Source organism: Citrobacter sp. Cb041 (assembly GCF_030336655.1).
In the GTDB taxonomy this organism is placed as follows: domain Bacteria; phylum Pseudomonadota; class Gammaproteobacteria; order Enterobacterales; family Enterobacteriaceae; genus Citrobacter; species Citrobacter braakii.
In genome coordinates this window covers 190,465-212,325 of sequence record NZ_JAOWDD010000039.1, presented here as the reverse complement: position 1 = coordinate 212,325, position 21,861 = coordinate 190,465, and the positions used below count along the sequence as shown (strand labels likewise).

The 21,861-nt window shown below is 50.3% G+C and carries 23 protein-coding genes and 2 pseudogenes; 14 read left to right on the top strand and 11 right to left on the bottom strand.

Features of this window, described 5'->3' with window-relative positions; all coding sequences use genetic code 11:
* The first annotated feature begins 20 nt into the window (after window positions 1–20).
* Both spy and ves read left to right on the top strand, forming a co-directional pair.
* Window positions 21–506, top strand: coding sequence for an ATP-independent periplasmic protein-refolding chaperone Spy (gene spy, locus OGV52_RS13995; protein ID WP_003030629.1), 486 nt, complete (start codon window positions 21–23; stop codon window positions 504–506).
* A gap of 351 nt (window positions 507–857) precedes the next feature.
* The gene (ves, locus tag OGV52_RS13990) at window positions 858–1,433 is read left to right on the top strand and encodes an environmental stress-induced protein Ves (RefSeq protein WP_016152850.1); all 576 of its coding nucleotides are present in this window, start codon (window positions 858–860) and stop codon (window positions 1,431–1,433) included.
* On the opposite strand, the gene cho is transcribed toward ves, so the two are convergent.
* Window positions 1,393–2,307 carry an excinuclease Cho gene (gene cho / locus OGV52_RS13985; protein ID WP_131348439.1) on the bottom strand — a complete coding sequence of 305 codons (915 nt, stop codon included), beginning with the start codon at window positions 2,305–2,307 and terminating at the stop codon, window positions 1,393–1,395. The two genes, ves and cho, sit on opposite strands and share 41 nt — an antisense overlap.
* Before the next feature lie 106 nt (window positions 2,308–2,413).
* Window positions 2,414–3,244: an NAD(+) synthase gene (gene nadE, locus OGV52_RS13980; RefSeq protein WP_047498859.1), complete on the bottom strand. Its 831-nt coding sequence runs from the start codon at window positions 3,242–3,244 to the stop codon at window positions 2,414–2,416.
* Between the two features lie 210 nt (window positions 3,245–3,454).
* Here nadE and osmE point away from each other — a divergent pair, with 210 nt between their 5' ends.
* The 7 genes from osmE to chbG all read left to right on the top strand — a co-directional run bounded on the left by osmE (window position 3,455) and on the right by chbG (window position 9,366).
* Complete coding sequence (osmE, locus tag OGV52_RS13975; protein WP_003030621.1) at window positions 3,455–3,796, top strand: osmotically-inducible lipoprotein OsmE; 342 nt, start codon at window positions 3,455–3,457, stop codon at window positions 3,794–3,796.
* A gap of 297 nt (window positions 3,797–4,093) precedes the next feature.
* Window positions 4,094–4,414, top strand: coding sequence for a PTS N,N'-diacetylchitobiose transporter subunit IIB (chbB, locus tag OGV52_RS13970; protein WP_003832547.1), 321 nt, complete (start codon window positions 4,094–4,096; stop codon window positions 4,412–4,414).
* A gap of 87 nt (window positions 4,415–4,501) precedes the next feature.
* Window positions 4,502–5,860 (top strand): PTS N,N'-diacetylchitobiose transporter subunit IIC, encoded by a 1,359-nt coding sequence (gene chbC, locus OGV52_RS13965; RefSeq protein WP_003030619.1) that lies wholly within the window; start codon window positions 4,502–4,504, stop codon window positions 5,858–5,860.
* 54 nt (window positions 5,861–5,914) lie between these two features.
* Window positions 5,915–6,262, top strand: coding sequence for a PTS N,N'-diacetylchitobiose transporter subunit IIA (gene chbA, locus OGV52_RS13960; protein ID WP_003030618.1), 348 nt, complete (start codon window positions 5,915–5,917; stop codon window positions 6,260–6,262).
* 10 nt (window positions 6,263–6,272) lie between these two features.
* Complete coding sequence (gene chbR, locus OGV52_RS13955) at window positions 6,273–7,115, top strand: transcriptional regulator ChbR (protein WP_085951046.1); 843 nt, start codon at window positions 6,273–6,275, stop codon at window positions 7,113–7,115.
* Window positions 7,116–7,239: 124 nt separating this feature from the next.
* Window positions 7,240–8,595, top strand: a complete 1,356-nt coding sequence (locus tag OGV52_RS13950; RefSeq protein WP_047417871.1) for a 6-phospho-beta-glucosidase — start codon at window positions 7,240–7,242, stop codon at window positions 8,593–8,595.
* Window positions 8,596–8,607: 12 nt separating this feature from the next.
* Complete coding sequence (gene chbG / locus OGV52_RS13945; RefSeq protein WP_019076632.1) at window positions 8,608–9,366, top strand: chitin disaccharide deacetylase; 759 nt, start codon at window positions 8,608–8,610, stop codon at window positions 9,364–9,366.
* Window positions 9,367–9,402: 36 nt separating this feature from the next.
* On the opposite strand, the gene katE is transcribed toward chbG, so the two are convergent.
* On the bottom strand, window positions 9,403–11,661 hold the full coding sequence (katE, locus tag OGV52_RS13940) for a catalase HPII (protein ID WP_141875107.1): 2,259 nt from the start codon (window positions 11,659–11,661) through the stop codon (window positions 9,403–9,405).
* Window positions 11,662–11,870: 209 nt separating this feature from the next.
* Here katE and cedA point away from each other — a divergent pair, with 209 nt between their 5' ends.
* A complete protein-coding gene (gene cedA, locus OGV52_RS13935; protein ID WP_369707928.1) occupies window positions 11,871–12,116 on the top strand; it encodes a cell division activator CedA in 246 nt (81 codons plus the stop codon).
* 66 nt (window positions 12,117–12,182) lie between these two features.
* Here cedA and tcyP read toward each other — a convergent pair whose 3' ends face one another.
* The 4 genes and pseudogenes from tcyP to hxpB form a co-directional block, all read right to left on the bottom strand.
* Window positions 12,183–13,574 carry a cystine/sulfocysteine:cation symporter gene (gene tcyP, locus OGV52_RS13930; protein ID WP_019078417.1) on the bottom strand — a complete coding sequence of 464 codons (1,392 nt, stop codon included), beginning with the start codon at window positions 13,572–13,574 and terminating at the stop codon, window positions 12,183–12,185.
* Window positions 13,575–13,709: 135 nt separating this feature from the next.
* Window positions 13,710–14,309, bottom strand: a complete 600-nt coding sequence (locus OGV52_RS13925; RefSeq protein WP_087121839.1) for a metal-dependent hydrolase — start codon at window positions 14,307–14,309, stop codon at window positions 13,710–13,712.
* An 83-nt stretch (window positions 14,310–14,392) separates the two neighbouring features.
* Window positions 14,393–14,515 (bottom strand): annotated as a pseudogene (locus tag OGV52_RS13920) (SDR family oxidoreductase); the annotation flags it as partial.
* A 30-nt stretch (window positions 14,516–14,545) separates the two neighbouring features.
* Window positions 14,546–15,214, bottom strand: a complete 669-nt coding sequence (gene hxpB / locus OGV52_RS13915) for a hexitol phosphatase HxpB (RefSeq protein ID WP_016156335.1) — start codon at window positions 15,212–15,214, stop codon at window positions 14,546–14,548.
* Window positions 15,215–15,382: 168 nt separating this feature from the next.
* On the opposite strand from hxpB, the gene OGV52_RS13910 reads away from it, so the two are divergent.
* Window positions 15,383–15,919: a YniB family protein gene (locus OGV52_RS13910; protein ID WP_019076635.1), complete on the top strand. Its 537-nt coding sequence runs from the start codon at window positions 15,383–15,385 to the stop codon at window positions 15,917–15,919.
* Window positions 15,920–15,983: 64 nt separating this feature from the next.
* On the opposite strand, the gene OGV52_RS13905 is transcribed toward OGV52_RS13910, so the two are convergent.
* Both OGV52_RS13905 and pfkB read right to left on the bottom strand, forming a co-directional pair.
* Window positions 15,984–16,844 carry a fructosamine kinase family protein gene (locus OGV52_RS13905; RefSeq protein ID WP_016152861.1) on the bottom strand — a complete coding sequence of 287 codons (861 nt, stop codon included), beginning with the start codon at window positions 16,842–16,844 and terminating at the stop codon, window positions 15,984–15,986.
* A gap of 269 nt (window positions 16,845–17,113) precedes the next feature.
* Window positions 17,114–18,043 carry a 6-phosphofructokinase II gene (pfkB, locus tag OGV52_RS13900; RefSeq protein WP_016156336.1) on the bottom strand — a complete coding sequence of 310 codons (930 nt, stop codon included), beginning with the start codon at window positions 18,041–18,043 and terminating at the stop codon, window positions 17,114–17,116.
* Window positions 18,044–18,330: 287 nt separating this feature from the next.
* Between pfkB and OGV52_RS13895 the strand changes: the two genes are divergently transcribed.
* The gene (locus tag OGV52_RS13895) at window positions 18,331–19,089 is read left to right on the top strand and encodes a DUF481 domain-containing protein (protein ID WP_016152863.1); all 759 of its coding nucleotides are present in this window, start codon (window positions 18,331–18,333) and stop codon (window positions 19,087–19,089) included.
* A gap of 166 nt (window positions 19,090–19,255) precedes the next feature.
* On the opposite strand, the gene yniD is transcribed toward OGV52_RS13895, so the two are convergent.
* Window positions 19,256–19,363 (bottom strand): small membrane protein YniD, encoded by a 108-nt coding sequence (yniD, locus tag OGV52_RS13890; RefSeq protein WP_003030590.1) that lies wholly within the window; start codon window positions 19,361–19,363, stop codon window positions 19,256–19,258.
* Window positions 19,364–19,819: 456 nt separating this feature from the next.
* Between yniD and OGV52_RS13885 the strand changes: the two are divergent.
* A pseudogene (locus OGV52_RS13885) lies at window positions 19,820–20,020 on the top strand (Arm DNA-binding domain-containing protein); the annotation flags it as partial.
* A gap of 14 nt (window positions 20,021–20,034) precedes the next feature.
* Window positions 20,035–21,633 carry a P22-gp16 family phage DNA ejection protein gene (locus OGV52_RS13880; RefSeq protein WP_287108659.1) on the top strand — a complete coding sequence of 533 codons (1,599 nt, stop codon included), beginning with the start codon at window positions 20,035–20,037 and terminating at the stop codon, window positions 21,631–21,633.
* On the opposite strand, the gene OGV52_RS13875 is transcribed toward OGV52_RS13880, so the two are convergent.
* Window positions 21,615–21,833, bottom strand: a complete 219-nt coding sequence (locus OGV52_RS13875; RefSeq protein WP_287108658.1) for a hypothetical protein — start codon at window positions 21,831–21,833, stop codon at window positions 21,615–21,617. The two genes, OGV52_RS13880 and OGV52_RS13875, sit on opposite strands and share 19 nt — an antisense overlap.
* Window positions 21,834–21,861: the final 28 nt, after the last annotated feature.

Here is a 21,861-nt window from a genome sequence, read left to right as displayed (position 1 = left end):
TGAAAGAAAGGATAGAAATTATGCGTAAACTGACTGCTCTGTTTGTTGCCTCTACCCTGGCGCTGGGCGCTGCTAACCTGGCCCACGCCGCTGACACGACAACAGCTGCGCCAGCTGATGCCAAACCAATGATGCACCACAACGGTAAGTTTGCCCCGCATCATGACATGATGTTTAAAGACCTGAACCTGACCGATGCGCAGAAACAGCAGATTCGCGAGATCATGAAAGGTCAGCGCGATCAGATGAAACGTCCGCCGCTGGAAGAGCGCCGCGCAATGCACGACATCATCGCCAGCGATAGCTTTGATAAAGCGAAAGCGGAAGCGCAGATTGCGAAGATGGAAGAACAGCGCAAAGCCAACATGCTGGCGCATATGGAAACCCAGAACAAGATTTACAACATTCTGACCCCGGAACAGAAAAAGCAGTTTAATGCCAATTTTGAGAAGCGTCTGACAGAACGTGCCGCGCAGAAGGGTAAAATGCCGCAAGCTGCTGAGTAATCGTTCAGCGTCTACACTATATCATTCACGCTGTGTGTGCTGATTGCCGCACAGTGTGAAACCAAACTCAAGACCGCCGCTCTTGTCCACAACACGTTTAACGAGGTGGGCAGGATCGGCGGTTTTTTCTTTGCTGCCCCTTGCACCGCGCTTGTGACACGTTATTCTCCTGAAGCCCGCGAAAATTCCACCTGGAGGGCGCGTTGTTCTTTTTTGCAAAACACCGGGTTCATCGCTAAGGAAAATCAACTCTGCTGCCGATAACAATAATCTGCAGGGTGAACATAACAATGATGATTTATGGCTGCCTGTTTACGGTGGGCTGCCGTGCTGCGCCTTTCTGGAGGGATGATGGAATACTTTGATATCCGCAAAATGCCGGTCAATCTGTGGCGAAATGGTGCGGGAGAAACGCGTGAGATTTGCTGTTTTCCGCCAGCAACACGAGATTTTCACTGGCGGGCGAGTATCGCCTCCATCGCAGCGAATGGGGAGTTTTCTCTTTTTCCCGGCGTAGAACGCGTGATTACCCTGCTGGAAGGTGGAGAAGTGACGCTGGAAGAGCCGAACACCTTCACGCATACCCTGAAACAGCATCAGCCTTTTACCTTTGCCGGTGACAAGGTGGTAAAAGCGAAGCTGACGGAAGGGCAGATGTCGATGGATTTTAATATCATGACCCGACGGGATGTCTGCCAGGCAAAAGTCAGAGTTGCCGATCGCACCTTTACGACCTTTGGTTCGCGCGGCGGCGTAGTGTTTGTTATCAGCGGAGCCTGGCAACTGGGTGATAAGTTGTTGACCGTCGATCAGGGTGCAAGCTGGCACGACGGTAAACACACGTTACGACTGCTGGAGCGCGAGGGGAAACTGCTGTTCAGCGAGATTAACTGGATGCCGGGGCATTCTCCGGACTCAGTTCAATAATGTCATATTGACCAGACAGGATAGGCCGGCAGAGAATTTTGTAGCCATCTTGATCAAAGCCGGCTGGCATTCGCGCGAGTGTAGCTGCCTCATCCAGCGTTGAAACGGCTCCCAGCCACAGCCAGTTATTGATGATATGGTACTGCGTCATTTCAGCGCGGGTTTCCTGCAGCGCAATGGCATTGCTCCACGGCCAGCAGATTACGCGCACTCTTTCCAGGGCTTCTACCAGACGCAAATGATGTGCTTCAGGGCTTTCTTTCCCGCAGCAGGCTCCGGCGCAGCGTTTAAGCGCGGAGCGAAAACAGGCGCGCCCGTGGCTCAGGGGTTCCAGCCCCAACAGGCCGTAGCACAGCTGTTGTTCATCAGCGAGGCTTTGCAGCGTCTGTAGCGCTGCGCGGCGGTTGGCAAACAGGCCAAACAGATTGGGGGCGTGGGAGAAATCAATATCTCGTGCGTAAACCACCTGAACCGTTCGATCGGTAAGCTGCAAGGCACACAGCTGGCGATTGCGTCGCAGCCGTTTGTTAAACAGGGGCTGCTGTTCTTTGATAAGCCGCGCTTCCAGCAGCAGGGCGCCAATTTCTCCGGCCGTACAAATCCAGCTAATGCGCCTGGCCTGACGCAGCATACTCGCTTCGTCTGCGGTACGCAGATGCGCCAGCACACGGCTGCGAATATTGACACTTTTACCAATATAAAGCGGCATGGTGTCGCTATCACTGTGAAACAGATAGACGCCTGGCGCGGTGGGAAGCGCACTCAAAAACGGGCGCAGGTGCTCGGGATATTCATAGATTGCCGCTGCCTCAAATGTCAGACGAGGGGCTGATTGACGCTGTACCACTGTTGACTCCAGATGCTGGTTATTCATCCAGTGTAGCAGTTTGAGGGTGATTAAAAAAGCGGCATGAGATTCAGCAGGCTAATGCCAGATAGGGCCAATCCTGGCGCTACCCGGCATTTTGAAGGGAAAAGGATTACGCTTTTTTCCAGAAATCATCAAACACGGTGATCGGTGTGCGACGTTTATGCTCAGTTTTCACGTACCAGCCTTCAATTTTTTTCGCGACGTCGGCATCCAGCGTTTTTCCTTCCAGATAGTCGTCGATGTTGTCGTAAGTGACTCCCAGTGCGGCTTCATCCGGCAGAGAAGGGCGATCGTCCTCGAGGTCGGCAGTTGGTGCTTTCTTATATAAGTGCTCCGGGCACCCCAGCGCGGCAAGCAGTTGTTTGCCCTGGCGCTTGTTCAGACGAAATAGTGGGTTAATGTCGGTACCGCCATCGCCGTACTTAGTGAAAAATCCGGTGATGGCTTCTGCAGCATGATCGGTACCCACGACAACGCCGCTGGTCATGCCGGCGATACTGTATTGTGCCTTCATACGTTCACGGGCTTTTTCATTGCCACGCACAAAATCGCTCAGTTCGATACCCGCTTCACGCAGGGCCTGCTCGCTGGCCAGCACCGCGCCCTTAATATTGACGGTCAGTACGCGGTCCGGTTGAATAAAGGCGATGGCATCCTGGCAGTCTTGCTCATCGGCCTGAACGCCATACGGTAGGCGTACGGCAATAAACTGCAGTGCGTCATTACCCGTTTCTTTTCGCAGCTCGGTGATCGCCATCTGGCACAGTTTTCCCGCGAGCGTTGAGTCTTGTCCGCCGCTAATTCCCAACACCAACGATTTCAGAAAGGGGTAGGTCTGCAGATACGATTTCAGGAAATCCACGCTGCGGCGAATTTCTTCTTCTGCATCGATGTGCGGTTTTGCGCCAAGCGCCTGGATAATCTCTTGCTGCAGAGTCATTTAACCCCCTCCGAAAAATAAAATGATCAAAAAAATGATGTGTTAAAGCTAACGCGTTGAGGCCCAAACGACAAGGGATGCGAGCCTGATATAGCATCATTTTGTTTTAATAGAATTTTCCGAAACCACCTAAGTATCCTCTGATTGCTTGAAAAATGCGTTGTTGTGCTCCAGGCTTATATAACACGCTGAAATACAAGAGGACGGAATATGAACAAGAATCTAACAGGAATTCTGAGCGCAGCGGCTGTTTTGACTATGCTGGCAGGGTGTACGGCTTACGATCGTACGAAAGACCAATTTGTTCAGCCCGTGGTGAAAGATGTGAAGAAAGGGATGAGCCGGGCGCAGGTAGCGCAGATTGCCGGTAAACCGTCTTCCGAAGTCAGTATGATCCATGCGCGTGGGACGTGTCAGACCTACATCCTGGGTCAACGAGATGGTAAAGCTGAGACCTATTTTGTTGCTTTAGATGACACCGGACACGTGATTAACTCTGGCTACCAGACCTGCGCAGAGTACGACACCGACCCGCAGGCAGCGAAGAAGTAACAACTGTTTATTGCCTGAGCACTCGGGAAAACCGGCCACTGCGCCGGTTTTTTTATGTCACACGATCTTAATTATTGACGCGAATTATTTGCCTGAAGTGTGAGGGTGGTCATAACGCCAGGTCAAGGAGAGACAATTTAGTTGGTCAAGGAAATACCATCCGCCTGTGCAATCCCGTATACTCATTTCAGCCACCTAAAAAAGTAATTTAGCTGACGCAAGTTACCCAGAGCATGGATGCAGGTTAGGGCTTGCGGAGTGTCTGGTGACAGATAATCGCACATGAGGATCGTTTTAATGGAAAAGAAACACATTTATCTGTTTTGTTCTGCGGGCATGTCGACTTCATTGTTGGTTTCGAAGATGCGTGCTCAGGCCGAAAAATACGAAGTACCGGTTATTATTGAAGCGTTTCCTGAAACGCTGGCCGGAGAAAAAGGTCCAGTGGCCGATGTTGTATTATTAGGTCCACAAATTGCTTATATGTTGCCCGAAATTCAGCGTTTGTTACCCAACAAGCCTGTGGAAGTGATTGACTCGCTGCTGTATGGCAAAGTCGATGGTTTAGGCGTGCTTAAGGCTGCGGTTGCAGCAATTAAAAAAGCCGCAGCAAATTAATTATTTTATTTTAATTTTTCCCGTCAAAGAGTTATTTCATTAACATTCACCGCAATTATTAATTGCGGTATTTAAGGGTATTTTTCTATGAGTAACGCTATTGCTTCACTTGAAAAGGTACTCCTTCCTTTTGCTGTAAAAATTGGAAAACAGCCACACGTTAATGCAATCAAAAACGGTTTTATTCGTTTAATGCCGTTAACCCTCGCAGGGGCCATGTTTGTATTAATCAATAACGTTTTCCTGAGCTTTGGGGAGGGGTCGTTTTTTTATTCAATGGGCATTCGACTTGATGCTTCAACTATTGAAACGCTGAATAGTTTGAAAGGCATTGGTGGAAACGTCTATAACGGTACGCTGGGTATCATGTCATTGATGGCGCCGTTCTTTATCGGTATGGCGCTGGCAGAAGAACGCAAAGTCGACTCTCTGGCTGCCGGGCTGTTATCCGTCGCCGCGTTTATGACCGTAACGCCATATAGCGTGGGTGAAGCCTATGCCGTTGGCGCGAACTGGCTCGGCGGTGCCAATATTATTTCCGGTATTATTATCGGCCTCGCGGTCGCGGAAATGTTCACCTTTGTGGTCCGTCGCAATTGGGTAATTAAATTACCTGATAGCGTACCGACATCCGTGTCGCGCTCTTTCTCTGCGCTGATTCCTGGCTTCCTTATCCTCTCCATTATGGGGATCATCGCCTGGGCATTGAACACCTGGGGTACGAACTTCCACCAGATCATCATGGATTCCATTTCAACTCCGCTGGCATCGCTGGGCAGCGTGGTGGGCTGGGCCTACGTGATTTTTGTTCCGCTGCTGTGGTTCTTCGGTATTCACGGTTCACTGGCGCTGACCGCGCTGGACAGCGGTATCATGACGCCATGGGCGCTGGAAAACATCTCCATTTACCAACAGTTTGGTTCCGTAGACGCCGCGCTGGAAGCTGGAAAGACCTTCCACGTCTGGGCGAAACCGATGCTCGACTCCTATATTTTCCTCGGGGGTAGCGGGGCTACGCTGGGTCTGATTATCGCTATCTTCCTGGCATCGCGTCGTCCGGATTATCGTCAGGTTGCTAAACTGGCACTGCCGTCAGGCCTGTTCCAGATTAACGAACCTATCCTGTTCGGTCTGCCGATCATCATGAACCCGGTGATGTTTATCCCGTTCATTCTGGTGCAGCCGATTCTGGCGGCGATTACGCTGGCAGCTTATTACTCCGGCATTATTCCACCGATTACCAACATCGCACCGTGGACCATGCCAACCGGTTTGGGCGCGTTCTTTAACACCAACGGTAGCGTCGCTGCTCTGCTGGTCGCGCTGTTCAACCTTGGTATCGCCACGCTGGTTTACCTGCCGTTCGTGGTGGTAGCCAACAAAGCGCAGAACGTTATTGATCAAGAAGAAAGCGAAGAAGATATCGCTAACGCATTGAAATTCTAAATTTAATCCGGCATGGCTTCACGGTCATGCCGGACTGAACCAGAGGAAAAAAGTATGTTGGATATCGAAAACATCGTCGACACGCAGTCAGAAGCAGAAGAACTTGAAGAAGTGGTGATGGGTCTCATCATCAACTCCGGTCAGGCGCGTAGCCTGGCGTACGGCGCGCTCAAAATGGCCAAGCAAGGCGATTTCGAGTCAGCTAAGGCTATGATGGACCAGTCTCGTCTGGCGCTGAATGAAGCGCACCTCGTGCAAACGAAACTGATTGAAGGCGATCAGGGCGAAGGTAAAATGAAAGTTAGCCTGGTGCTGGTTCATGCTCAGGACCACCTGATGACATCAATGCTGGCGCGTGAGCTGGTGACTGAACTGATTGAGCTTCACGAAAAGCTGAAATAGCGAGGAGTGCATAATGCAGCTACAGATTAACGCACCGGAAATCAAAACCGTCTATGAGCAGCAGCTGTTTAATGGCAAAAATTTCCATGTGTTCATCTACAACAAAACTGAGAGCATCAGCGGGCTGCATCAGCATGACTACTACGAATTTACCCTGGTTTTAACCGGGCGCTATTATCAGGAAATCAACGGTAAACGCGTATTGCTCGAACGCGGGGACTTTGTATTTATTCCATTGGGATCGCACCACCAGAGTTTTTATGATTTTGGGGCGACAAGGATCCTGAACGTCGGTATCAGTAAACGCTTTTTTGAACAGCACTACCACCCGCTGCTGCCATTTTGTTTCGTTGCATCGCAGGTCTATCGGGCGAATAATTCGTTTCTCACTTACATTGAAACGGTTATTGCATCATTGAACTTTCGCGAGAGTGGTCTGGATGAATTTGTAGAAGTGGTCACCTTCTATATTATTAACCGGTTGCGCCATCATCGCGAAGAGCAGGTGCTGGATGATATTCCGCAGTGGCTTAAAACCACCGTGGAGACCATGCATGACAAACGGCAGTTTAGCGAGAATGCGCTGGAAAACATGGTACACCTGTCCGCGAAATCCCAGGAGTATCTGACCCGTGCAACCCAGCGTTATTACAGCAAAACACCGATGCAGATCATTAATGAAATCCGCATTAACTTTGCTAAAAAACAGCTGGAAATGACTAACTATTCTGTAACGGATATTGCTTACGAATCTGGCTACAGTAGTCCAAGTCTGTTTATTAAAACGTTTAAAAAGCTGACGTCATTTACACCTAATAGCTATCGTAAGAAATTAACTGAATTTAATCAGTAGATATTATTTGCCAATAACCCATTTTTTATAGCTTGCCCAAAATAGCGTCGGGACAGCCACGCTATATCTGACAAACGGGTTGAGCATAATACACGTCAGTGTTTTGACACTGAAGGGAGAAAGTATGAGCCAGAAATTAAAAGTCGTCACTATCGGTGGCGGGAGCAGCTACACCCCTGAGTTACTTGAAGGCTTTATTAAGCGCTATCATGAATTACCGGTTTCTGAATTGTGGCTGGTTGATGTCGACGATGGAAAAGAGAAGCTGGACATTATTTTTGACCTTTGCCAGCGCATGATCGATAAAGCTGGCGTGCCGATGAAGTTGTTTAAAACGCTGGACCGCCGTGAAGCGCTGAAAGATGCTGATTTCGTTACTACCCAGCTGCGCGTAGGGCAACTGAAAGCCCGCGAAAAGGATGAACGCATTCCGCTGAGTCACGGGTATCTGGGGCAGGAAACCAACGGCGCTGGTGGGCTGTTCAAAGGTCTGCGTACTATTCCGGTTATCTTTGATATTGTCAAAGATGTGGAAGAACTGTGCCCGAATGCGTGGGTGATTAACTTTACTAACCCGGCCGGGATGGTGACGGAAGCGGTCTATCGCCATACGAATTTTAAGAAATTCATCGGTGTATGTAATATTCCTGTCGGCATGAAAATGTTCATTAGCGATGTGCTGGCGCTGAAAGAGAGCGATGACTTATCCATCGATCTGTTCGGTCTGAACCATATGGTCTTTATTAAAGACGTACTGGTGAATGGTAAATCACGCTTTGATGAACTGTTGGATGGCGTGGCTTCAGGTCAACTGAAAGCCTCCACCGTGAAGAACATCTTCGATCTGCCGTTCAGTGAAGGGTTGATTCGCTCGCTGAAGCTGCTGCCGTGCTCATATTTGCTCTATTACTTCAAGCCAAAAGAGATGCTGGCGATTGAAATGGGTGAATACTATAAGGGCGGCGCTCGCGCTCAGGTGGTACAGAAAGTGGAGAAACAACTGTTTGAACTCTACAAAAACCCGGATTTGAACGTGAAACCGAAAGAGCTGGAACAGCGCGGTGGAGCCTATTACTCCGATGCGGCCTGTGAAGTGATCAACGCCATCTACAACGACAAACAGACCGAGCACTATGTCAACGTTCCGCACCATGGGCATGTTGACAATATCCCGGCGGACTGGGCGGTTGAGATGACCTGTACACTGGGACGCAACGGCGCCACGCCGCACCCACGTATTACCCATTTTGATGAGAAAGTGCTCGGCCTTATCTATACCATTAAAGGCTTTGAAGTCGCGGCGAGCAATGCGGCACTGAGCGGTGAGCTGAATGATGTGCTGCTGGCGTTGAACCTGAGTCCGCTGGTGCATTCTGACAGCGATGCCGAGATTCTGGCGCGTGAGCTAATTCTGGCGCATGAAAAATGGCTGCCAAACTTCGCCGGGTGTATCGAGAAACTCAAAAGCGAACAACACTAACTGAGGTCGGCTATGGAACGCGTACTGATTGTAAATGCGGATGATTTTGGCCTGAGTAAAGGACAAAACTACGGCATTGTTGAAGCCTGTCGCAATGGCGTGGTCACCTCGACAACCGCACTGGTTAATGGCGCAGCCATTGACCATGCTGTACAGCTGAGTCGCGATATACCTGAACTTGCCGTTGGGATGCATTTTGTTCTGACGCTGGGCAGGCCGTTGACGGCAATGCCAGGCCTTACTCGTGACGGGTTACTGGGAAAATGGATCTGGCAGATGGCTGAAGAAGACACCTTGCCGTTGGATGAAATATCTCAGGAACTGGCCGCGCAGTATCAGCGTTTTATTGACCTGTTCGGGCGGGAGCCAACGCATCTGGATAGCCATCACCATGTGCATATGTTCCCGCAGATTTTCCCTATCGTGGCCGGGTTTGCTGCCCAACGGGGGATTGCGTTACGGATCGATCGTCAGACGGTATTCCAGGCGTCTGACTTTCCGCAGACGTTACGGACTTCCCAGGGATTCAGCAGCGAGTTTTATGGCGAAGCGATTTCTGAAGCCCTGTTTTTGCAAACGCTTGACGCGTCAGCAGACCGGGGAGAGTCCTCGCTGGAAGTGATGTGTCATCCGGCCTTTATCGATGACATTATTCGTCAAAGTGCCTACTGTTACCCCCGCTTAACTGAGCTCGACGTGCTGACGTCTCCGTCACTGAAATATGCTATTGCGGAGCGCGGTTATCGTCTTGGCAGTTTTCTGAACGTCTAACTCCTGAGTTTGCGGCGCATAATGCGCCGCATTTTTTTAGGCAGGGATCGTGTCGATTTTTCCGGCGCGTGACCAGACGCGGTGCGCAGTCATTAGCGTCAGCAGGGTATCCATAAACTGTGCGTCTGCACTGTCTGCCTCCACCACGCCTTCTTCTCCTTCAGTTTTGATATCCAACGTTGCTTTAAACTGACGCGCATCGCCAGCCAGTGCGATAGGTTTTAAGTGCTTATACGCTTCGAGTAAGTAATATCGGGCATCACCGTTCATAGCGATATCTGCGATATTGCCACACGGAACGATAACCGCATCGACGGTCAGCGATGGTGAACCCGCAAAGGTACCGGCGATTGTCAGGACGGAACCATCATCGGCAACCACATTACCCATTCGGGAATAGAGCAGTTTGGCGTGAACGCCTTTGGCCTGTAAGGCTTGCATGATGGCAAGCAGGTCGCCCGATTTCACCTGGTCATTAAGTAGAATGGCGACCACGCGGCCCTTAATCTCACCTTGCGCACCCGCATATAAACTGAGTGACGGCGCACTTTTCAAACCATTGACGTTAGCCGGTGGGGCGATTTTGGCCTGTTCCTCGGTTAGCTCAAAACCGAGATTATCGGCAACCGCCTCGGCGAGGGCTGTATCAATATGGGCTAACTGTTCAACCACTCTTTCCCGAATATAGGGGCGCGTAACTTTGCTGAGTTCGAAGCTGAATCCGCCGATAATATGCTGCTGTTCAATTGGCGTCTGACTTAGCCAGAACAGGCGAGGGTGCGCATAGTATTCGCCAAAAGAGGGGCTACGTTCGCGGATTTTGTTTCCTTCAATCCGTTCCTGATACGACTCAAATCCACCGCGTTTTGGCCCCGGCGGCGTTTCACGCGGCCAGTTATCATTGATGGAATTAGGTTCATAGTTGGCAGGGTTGGTATCGATGTCCATACGATGCATGCCGTCACGCTGGAAATTATGGTACGGGCAGGTCGGGCGATTAATCGGGATTTCATGGAAGTTGGGCCCGCCCAGGCGGCTGATTTGGGTATCGGTATAAGAAAACAAGCGGCCTTGCAGCAAGGGATCGTTGGTAAAATCGATACCAGGGACGATGTGTCCGGGATGAAAAGCGACTTGTTCATTTTCGGCGAAGAAATTATCCGGATTACGGTTCAGCACCATTTTACCGACGCGTTGCACCGGAACCAGCTCTTCCGGGATCAGCTTGGTCGGGTCGAGCAGGTCAAAATCGAACTTGAATTCGTCTTCTTCAGGAATGAGCTGCAGCCCCAGTTCGTATTCCGGATAATCGCCTGCTTCGATAGCTTCCCACAGATCGCGGCGATGAAAATCGGGGTCACGACCGGTAAGTTTTTGCGCTTCATCCCATACCAGCGAAGCTTTGCCCGCCAGCGGTTTCCAGTGAAAACGGACAAAGGTGGCTTTCCCTTGCGCATTTATCAACCGGAACGTGTGAATGCCAAAGCCTTCCATCGTGCGATAGCTGCGTGGAATACCCCGGTCGGACATCGCCCATATAACGTTGTGCAACGTTTCTGGCTGTAACGAGACATAATCCCAAAAGGTATCGTGGGCGCTTTGACCCTGTGGGATAGCCCAATGCGGCTCCGGTTTTACCGCATGAACGAAATCCGGGAATTTATGGGCATCCTGAATGAAGAAGACTGGCGTGTTGTTTCCCACCAGATCGAAAATGCCCTCCTCAGTATAAAATTTGGTCGCAAATCCTCGAATATCTCTGACCGTATCCGCTGAGCCTGCGCCGCCCTGAACCGTAGAGAAACGGACAAAAACCGGGGTGATTTTATTTTCATCACTCAGAAAGTCCGCTTTCGTTGTCGCGCTGAGGCTGGCATAGGGCTGAAAGTAACCATGAGCGGCCGAACCTCGGGCATGTACGATCCGCTCCGGGATGCGTTCGTGATCAAAATGGGTGATTTTTTCCCGCAGGATAAAGTCTTCCAGCAGAGTTGGCCCACGGTTTCCTGCGCGCAGAGAGTTTTGATCGTCCGCGATGCGCACTCCCTGATTGGTTGTCAGAGCAAAATCTTCGCTGCCTTTACGAAAACTATCCAGCGCGTTGAGTTTGTCACTTTTGGTGTCAGGCGCTTTTAAGCTGCCGGACGTAGTGGGCTGCATGCCTGGTGGCGTGGGTTCAGGTGTTGGCCGATGTGAACCGTCTGCTGGCGCCAGTGAGTCAAGTCCTGGCTGGGATTCGCTGGCATCATGAACCGGCGCTGAGTGATGGAGTGGGTGCTTATCATTCTGTGACATTAAACTCGTCTCCTGTTTTCATCGCTTAAAGGTCGTTGTTGCCGTCAAAAGCTTTAACTATAGACCACTTGCTCAGTGGTGCAGGAACTGACCGAGGGCGTAAAGCGCGATGAACCAGGCAAACAGCGCACGCAAGGCAGGACGTCAGGAGGCAAAATCGGCTAAGATAGCCGTTTTCTGATTTTTAGAATTAGTCTTTAGTGAAGCAACTGATTATGAAACCTCTTCGCCAACAAAATCGTCCGGTAATTAGCTATGTTCCTCGCGTGGAGCCAGCCCCACCAGAGCATGCGGTTAAAATGGATGCGTTTCGTGACGTATGGATACTGCGCGGAAAATATGTCGCTTTTGTCTTAATAGGGGAGGCGTTTCAGCGTTCGCCTGCATTTACGGTCCCGGAATCAGCGCAACGCTGGGCTAATCAGGTTCGCCAGGAAAATGAACTGAGCGATTAATGGATATAAAAAACCGCCGGAGCATGACACTCCGGCGGTTTTTTTTGTTTTTCAGATCTAACAGACTTAGCGATGCGCCAGTTCGGCGTTATCGTCGCTGTCCAGAATTGTTTTATCGGTCTGTTTCAGCCATTGGCTGGTCAGCGTACCGGCTGTCATAGAACCGCTCACGTTCAGCGCGGTACGACCCATATCGATCAGCGGCTCAACGGAAATCAGCAGCGCAACCAGCGTGACCGGCAGACCCATAGCTGGCAGGACGATCAGCGCGGCAAACGTTGCACCGCCACCCACACCCGCAACCCCTGCGGAACTGACGGTGACGATACCGACCAGCGTCGCAATCCACATCGGGTCCAGCGGGTTGATCCCGACGGTCGGGGCGACCATTACTGCCAGCATTGCCGGGTACAGCCCTGCACAACCGTTCTGGCCAATGGTGGCGCCAAAGGAGGCGGCAAAAGAGGCGATGGATTCAGGCACGCCCAGACGACGGGTTTGCGCTTCAACGTTCAGCGGAATTGAGGCTGCGCTGGAACGGCTGGTGAAGGCGAAAGTCAGCACCGGCCACACCTTGCGGAAGTATTTCAGCGGGCTAACGCCGTTAACACCCAACAGGATCCCGTGTACCACGAACATAATGCCCAGACCGAGATAAGAGGCCACGACAAAGCTACCCAGCTTGATAATGTCCTGCAGGTTGGAGCCTGCAACCACTTTGGTCATCAGCGCCAGAACACCGTACGGTGTCAACTGCATCACCAAACGAACCAGCTTCATCACCCAGCTTTGCAGGGTATCGATAGCGACCAGCACGCGCTCGCCTTTCGGCGCATCATCTTTCAGCAGCTTCAGTGCGGCAACACCGAGGAATGCAGCGAAGATAACCACGCTGATAATTGACGTCGGGTTAGCTCCGGTCAGATCGGCAAACGGGTTTTTCGGGATAAACGACAACACCAGTTGTGGAACGCTGAGGTCAGCTACTTTGCCAACATAGTTGGTTTCAATCGCGTTCAGACGAGCGGTTTCGGCCCCACCTTGCACCAGGCCTTCTGCGGTCAGGCCGAACAGGTTGGTCACCAGAACCCCTACCAGCGCGGCAATCAGCGTAGTAAACAGCAGCGTACCGATGGTCAGGAAGCTGATTTTACCTAACTGAGAGGCGTTGTGCAGACGCGCAACGGCGCTGAGAATAGATGCAAACACCAGCGGCATGACAATCATCTGCAGCAGTTGGACGTAACCGTTGCCGACAATGTTGAACCACTGTACGGAATCTTTAAGAACCTGGCTGTCGGAACCATAAATGGTGTGCAGGGCGAGGCCAAACACCACACCCATGACCAGACCGACCAGTACTTTTTTTGCCAGACTCCACTGCTTGTGACGGGCTTGCGCCAGCACGAACAGCAGCACTACGAACACGATAATGTTCGCGATTAATGGATAGTTCATCCCCGTTCTCCTGATCTTATTATGCGTATCACCGTGTGACGGTGATTCTGTTGGCGCAAGATTAGCAGAACTGTGACTTGCCTCTTATATTCAAATGGAATTGTTTATGCCAAAAATAACTTTTTGGCTGATTTATTAGTCAACCTGGTGCGTTATAAAACGATTAAACTGCATTTGCAGCGTATTTATCATCTGTGATGACCAGCGCACCGCACTGTTCTCTTGTACGGTCTGCGGCATCCAGATTGCCCACGCGAACAGCGCCATACACAGAAACCGCTCCAGTTGATTGCCTTTTTGCGGCACGAGGATAGGCAGACGAAAACGCCAGCGGCAGGGCCAAAGCAGGGGGACGCCCGCCGGGGTCAACATGTCGGCCAGAATGTGGCTGAGATAACCGAGAACCATACCTTGTAAGGCATCCGCTGGAATTATCCAGGTATCAGGGACTTTCAGGTAAAACGTGGCCAGCAGGGCAAAAACCGCCAGCAGGCTATGCGTAAACCCGCGATGACCAAATGCCCGGGCAATGGGCTTTGATACCCACTTCAGACGCTGCCCCAGCAGGGATTTTGGATGATCGATATCCGGCAGCAAGCACGTCAAAATGGCTGAAGGAACAATATGCCACCAGTCACCCTGCGCAAGAACGGGCGTTAGCTCGGCATTCTTGGCAAATACCGCACAGGCAATAGAAAAAAGAAGGTGGCCTTCCGCCGTCATGATAAAACCCAATAAACTGTCGATTCATACAGTATAGGGGTTTTATACAGTAGGCGGAAGAGGTGACGTTGTAACCCTTTGTCACAAGTGCGCCTTTACCGCGCCAGCCAACCGCCATCCACGGACAGCGTATAGCCATGTATATAGTCCGAGGCAGGACTTGCGAGGAACACGACCGGGCCTTTCAGGTCATCAGGCGTGCCCCAGCGTCCGGCAGGCGGGCAATGCGATCATTGCCCGTCGCAGGATTAGCCGCGCAGGTGAGCGGCAGTGAGTTCGGTGAGCGAGGCCAGTTTGACGTCGGCCAGAACGAAGCGAGGATCGTCCTGATTTTCATGAGCAGGTACTACGATGGAACGCATACGGGCGGCTTTCGAAGCAATCATGCCGTTCACCGAGTCTTCCAGTGCTACGCAGTTTATAGGGTCAATGCCCAGTTTTGCCGCGCAATCGAGATAAACCTGCGGGTGCGGTTTGCTGTAGGGCAGTTTTTCCGCAGAAGCCAGTGCATCGAAGCTGCTGCGCAGATCAAACATGGTTAGCACTTTTTCCAGCATATGCAGCGGCGAGGCGGATGCCAGTCCTACTTTCAACCCCTGAGATTTGCACAATGCCACGGCCTCACGCACGCCCGGCAGCAGTGGTTTTGTTTCTTCAACTAACGCAATTGCCCGGGTAATGATGCGCTCGGTTACTTCCTGACGTGAGGGACCGTTCCACGGTTGTTGTGCAAACCACAAATCAACCACCATGTCGATGCGTAAGCCAAGTGTATCGGGAAGTTCATGGCGGCGGGAGATATCAACGCCTAAACTTGCTATCACATCCAGTTCGGCTTGATCCCAAAGCGGTTCAGAATCGACCAGTAATCCATCCATATCGAAAATTGCAGCAAGAATTTGACGCGGGGTTGACATCACAACCTCTCCTTTACGGGTGATAAAAGGGATTAAGAGCCAGCCTGGACGGGCTCTGAGCGTTCATTATGGCTAATTCAGCAGTATACCGCCTTTAAAGATCAGGCGAAAACGATAATCAACGGGTAAACTTAGGCCAAAATGACACGTCTTAATCAAGGGGAACTCATGACGTATCAACAAGCTGGACGCATTGCTATCTTGAAAAGGCTGGTGGGATGGGTGATTTTCATTCCCGCGCTGATTTCAACCCTGGTTTCAGTACTGAAGTTTATGTATGCGCACAGCGAAAAGCAGGAAGGGATTAACGCGGTCATGCTCGATTTTGCACACGTGATGATCGACATGATGCGTGTGAACACACCTTTTCTTAACGTGTTTTGGTATAACTCGCCGACGCCCGATTTTCAAAGTGGACTGAATCTCGTTTTTTGGCTGATTTTCATTCTGATTTTTATCGGTCTGGCGTTGCAGGATTCAGGCGCCAGAATGAGCCGTCAGGCGCGTTATTTACGCGAGGGCGTTGAGGACCAGTTGATTCTGGAACAGGCAAAGGGCAGTGAAGGGTTATCACGTGAGCAACTTGAGTCGCGTATTGTGGTACCGCACCATACGATCTTTTTACAAATTTTCCCGCTCTATATTTTGCCGGTGATCGTTATCGTGATTGGCTACTTCTTCTTTTCATTACTGGGTTTTTTGTAACTGCTGCACTATCAGGCCTGACGCGTTGCGAAACGCCAGGCCAGATAAGCAACGTGCGACTTTGCTAAGCCGCCAGTAACCTGTCCAGCGCTTTCTGCGCCACGACCAGATGCTGTCCCCCGAACAGAATAGCCCTGTTCAGCAGCGTATAGAGCTGGTAGACAGGCTGTCTGTCGAGAAAATCCAATGGTAGCGGAGAAACAGACTGATAACCGTCATAGAGTTGCGGCGGCTGATCGGTATGTAACGGCAGCATTGCCAGGTCACACTCTCTGTCCCCCCAGTAGCAGGCAGGGTCAAAGATGTACGGGCCGTTCGGGCCGAGAGCGCAGTTCCCGGACCACAAATCACCATGCAGAAGAGACGGCTGCGGCTGATGAGAAGAGAGACGCTGCTGAACATGCTCGACGATGGCGTCGATATTGCCAAACGCAATGCCTTTTTCAGCGGCGAGTTCCAGCTGCCAGCCAATACGCTGCTCGGCAAAAAAGGTTGACCAGCGACGTTGCCAGGTGTTGGGCTGCGGCGTGGTAGAGAGCGCATTATCGAAGTCGAGCCCAAACTGCGGCTGATCGCTCCATTCATGCAAATGCGCCAACTGTTGGCCGAGGATAAACGCGTTGTGCGCATCAAGCGGACGGGGAGGGAGGAAATCCATCACCAGAAAGCTGTAATCTCTGTCTGCGCCTACCGCCCAGACTTTCGGTACAGATACGGTTTGACTGCGAGAAAGTAGCTCCAGCTGATCGGCTTCCGCCGTAAAGCCGGTTAACAGCTCTCTTTCATCGCATTTAACGAAAAAATCGCGCCCCGCATAGCGTAAATGCCATGCGGCGTGGATCTCTCCGCCGGGCAGTTCGTTACGCAGTTCGATTTCGCCTTCACCTAATTGCTCGCTTAAAAGACGACTGATAGCCTGCCACATGATGTCTCTCCCCATGTTGTCTGCCAGATCATAAGGTTAGCGCAAGAATGCGGTTAAAAAACACGAACTGACGCACACCACGGACGCGTCATCGCTGGAAAGGCACTTAATGTGTGTCGTTCTTCTTCACCTCGCATAGTTGTGAAGACGCCTGGTCGCACATGATTCACTGCTTTGTAATCACGTGATTTTTCATCATAGACGTATAACACCTATGCCGACAGTTTTACGGGGAAATCCCCTTGTAGCTAAACAAGGGGAAGCCGTTATTACTGAGCCAGATACGCGTATATTTTTTGCGTATCGTCTAAAGCGCACAGACGCGTACCCTGATTCAGGGTGGCGGCGCTACCTGCGGCGACACCGTAACGAACAATATCTGCAAAAGGTGCGCTCTCAGCCAGTTTAAGCGTCATGGCCCCGACCATACTGTCGCCCGCGCCTACGGTACTTTGACTCTTCACTGGTGGCGGAACCACCTGGACACAGGTTTCACGATCAACGCCCAGCGCTCCTTGTGGTCCAAGCGAGACCACTACGCGATGCGCTTTTCCGCTTTGCACGATTTCCTGCGCGGCGTTGCGCACATCATCGGGCTGCGTGAGTTCGCGATTCACCAGCGCGCTCAGTTCTTTGAGGTTGGGTTTGACCAGTTCGATATTGCCGATGGTTAATGCTGCCGCCAGCGCTTCGCCAGAACTATCGACGATACAGCGAATCCCTTGTTTTTGTGCTGTGGTAATGAGCCGGGTCAGCTTCTCAAGCTGTACGCCAGGCGGCAAACTGCCGCTAATAACCAGCAGTGCGCCAGACTCAATTTCCAGCACCTGATCCTGAAGTTGGTAAAACTCATCATCGGTGAGCGCAGCGCCTGGCATGACGAAGCGATACTGTTCGCCGCTGGACTCAACGTGGACATGGAGATTTTGTCGGGTCCAGTCTTTAGCTTCGACGGTGGACACGGGAACATTTTCGTCGGCGAGCAAAGCAACAAGATGCTCTCCGGTGGCGCCACCCGCAGGGAAGATGGCCGTAGCGGTGCCGCCAAGATGGGCAATCGCGCGAGCGACGTTGATACCGCCGCCGCCGGGTTCAAAAACCGGCGAGGTACAGCGAAGCTTACCTTCCGGGTAGATTTGCGGCGTGATTGTTGCGCTATCGAGAGAGGGCGCAAGTGTTAACGTATAGATACGTACCATCTTTACCTCCTGTTAGGCTGTCCTCAGTCTGGCACTTAACCCCCCGAAAGTGAAGTAATTAACAACATGATTTTTCATATCTTTATTTAAAATAATCGCGTTAAAGATATATAAATAAAAAAACGGTTTAGGAACGCTCTTATTCAAAAAATGAAATAAGAATTTATTGCTATGTTATTCGAGTCTTTTTATAATTTGTTACCTTTCAAGGGTCTTTTGTCATTGATCCATATGAAAGTTTCCGAGACCGTTATGGTCTCTTTTTTTGTTGTACGGACTCTTAATAAATGAAGCTTTTGAAGACAGTGCCCGCAGCGTTACTGCTGACGGGTGGCCTGCTTGCGTCAATGCAGGCTGCCGCCGATGATTCCGTTTTTACTGTCATGGATGACCCTTCCAGTGCGAAAAAACCCTTTGAGGGTAACCTGAACGCGGGATATCTCGCCCAGTCAGGCAACACAAAAAGTTCTTCTTTAACTGCAGACACCACCATGACCTGGTACGGTCAAACTACGGCGTGGTCTTTGTGGGGAAATGCCAGCAATACCTCCTCAAATGATGAGCGTTCATCGGAGAAATATGCCGTAGGTGGCCGTAGTCGTTATAACATGACCGACTATGATTATCTCTTTGGTCAGGCAAGCTGGCTGACCGACCGTTACAACGGCTATCGCGAGCGTGACGTGCTGACCGCAGGTTATGGTCGTCAGTTCCTAAACGGACCAGTGCACAGCTTCCGTTTTGAATTCGGTCCTGGTGTGCGCTATGACGAGCACACGGATGGCACCACCGAAACACAGCCGCTGGGCTATGCGTCCGGGGCCTATGCGTGGCAGATGACGGACAATACTAAGTTTACGCAAGGGGTGTCGGTATTTGGTGCTGACGATACAACGCTCAATTCTGAAACGGCCTTGAACGTTGCCATCAACGAACACTTTGGGTTAAAGGTGGCTTACAACGTTACCTGGAACTCTGAACCACCGGCAACAGCGCCGGAGCATACCGATCGTCGTACTACTGTGTCACTCGGCTATCGTATGTAATGACAAGCCGGGTCAAATAATTGGCCCGGCTTTTCTCAATAACGTTAAATTTATTTAATATTAAATCTGTGTTTTATTTTTAATACTTATCAATAACGCGCTATTTTCAGACGAATTCGATTTAATTGATAAATACAACGGAACCGGAACAGCGTGTGCCAGTATTTTAACCCCAGATCATCGCAGCCCAACGTAGCATCAGCATTGCCGCACAAATAACGAGCAGTATTACAACCATCTTCCAGTGTTTCTTCGCAAAGCGATTTGTTGGCATTGTCCTTTTCCTGCTCAGGTTAGATGACTTTATACAAGTGTAACAAAAACGTCAGGGTGTCAGTGAATTGATTTACATCATAGAGTGCGCGTTGATTGTTGCTTTGATCAGCTCGTAATGCCGTGTACACTGTCAAACGGTGTTATCAAAAAGCGGGTGTAGGTCCAGTGTAGCCATTAAGGCGACCAGTGACATATTTCGCAGAGTGAAGCGGGAATCAGCCCACACCTTTTTGATGATTTTAAATATTGAATCTTTGTATGTGATCTTACGTGTAAGTACCATCCAGAATTTCACCTCATTCATGTCTGTTCCTACCTGTTTCACCAATTCCGCATCGCACCTAACTTTCTTCAATTTACCCGTTTCAATTTAGTTCATCTTGTCAGCGTTCGTGTCGTAGAATCTGTGTACCAAATCGTGTACCAATTCCGACAAAGCTGAACAGGGACAAGCATGCCTCTCAACGATACTAAGCTCAGACGTATAGCTGGCAAGCCATATGATGGACCAGAGGAGATAGCTGATGGTAGTGGGCTTTCTGCCAGGATAAGCCCAAAGGGGCTTATCACCTTTCAGTACCGCTATCGCTTCAACGGGAAACCTGCCCGGCTAAAACTTGGCACCTATGGCAAGATGTCGATCAAAGAAGCCCGTGATGCTATGGAGGAATGCAAGGGTTGGCTGGAAGAGGGGCTTTGCAGGGGGGGGCGAGTTTAATAAATGCCATCAGCCAAGGGCTTGGTGGTCCAAAGGTGCTCGATGATGTATATCGCCCTGTAGATAGGCCAACTGACCCATACGCACAGGCAGGTGAGTCAGTTGGTAACTACCTTACTCCTGGCATTGGAGTTGCAGGAAACATGATTGCAGGGTCTATCGCTGATGCAACTAATCAGGATGGAGATTTTGCGACTAATGTGGCTAAGAATGCTGCGATAAACATTGGCGCTCAAGGAGCACTTTCGTCAATAGCAAAAGGTATTGGAAGGGGGATTACCGCAGCAAAAGGGAGCATTGCGCCTGAAGCAGCTAAGACCATAGCGAATGCTGAATCTGTCGGTGTTACACCAATTACCTCTGACATGATTAAGCCTGGTAACGCATTTACCAGGGGGCTTGTGCAGGGAGAGGAGGGTGCGTTGCTAGGAACTGGGGCTCAAAGAGAAACTCAGCAGGCAGCAAGAAGCAATGCGGTATCAAACTATCTTGATAAATTTGGCGAGTACAATCCGGACGATGTAGTCAAATCTCTTACTGGTACTTTAAAGGGGAGAAGAGATATGGCTGGCAACGCGCTGAATGAAATTACTCAAAAGATGGGATCAACTCCGGTTGAAGCATCCAATGCGGTAACCGCCATTGACGACAGCTTAGCTAAGTTAAATAGGCTCGGTACTTCAGCTGACAAAAACTTAGTTTCTACGCTGGAGAATCTCAAATCAGAGCTATCAAACCCTAATATTGATTTCGACTTACTGAAGCAACACAGAACGGCGTTCCGGTCAAATGTTCAGGGTGATGCAATGGTTTTCCCTGACCAGGCTAAAGCCATTACAAACCGCATAGAGAACGCCATGACTAGAGATCTTCGTGGTGCTGTAGGTAAAAATCTTGGACCACAAGAAGCCGCTAAATACATTAGAGCGAACTCTGATTACTCTAATATCTACAACAAGGTTCTTAACAAAAAGATTGCCACTAATCTCAACAAAGCAACCAGTGAGGCTACGCCTGAGCTAATCAATAGTGTGGTTTATAGCCGTAACGCCTCAGACATCAAGCGCATTTGGCCTGCATTAGACGAGAAAGGTAAGGATGCCATGAGGGCGGCGTATATCAGCCGAATCTCGGAGAAAACTGGAGGATCACCAGCAAAGTTCATCACAGAGGTAAACAAGCTTAAGCGTCAGGCTGGAGGTGAAATTTATAACACCATATTTAGCGGTAAGCATATGAAAGAGCTTGATGCACTGCATGATGTTCTTAGAGAAACATCCAGAGCGGATTCAGCAAATATCGTTACACAGACAGGTCAGGCTCTAGCCAATCCTTTAAGGCTTGGTACCGGTGTTGCATCTGGTGGTGTATCTTTAGCATCCGAGGCTGGATATGGTCTTGCAGTGAGGGTTTATGAGTCTAAGCCGGTAAGGAATGCATTACTTAGGCTAGCCAATACTAAGCCAGGAACTCCAGCATATGAACGCGCATTAAACAACGCAGTAAACTTAGCCAGACCAATCATAGCGTCTCAAGCGGCGCGGGAGTAATGACTATCTGAATTATTTCCCGATTTTAATTTTGCAATTTCTAACTTCAGATAGAAAACCTCATCCTGAAGTTTAGATATGGATTCTTCATTTTCGGTATTATTTTTTCTTAATCCTTCAATTAAGGATCCAATTGTTGCCATGGCTATAATAGAGGCAACTGCAAAAACGATAAATCCGAAATACACAAGACCAATCATTTAAATCTCCTTAATAAGTTTAACTAAC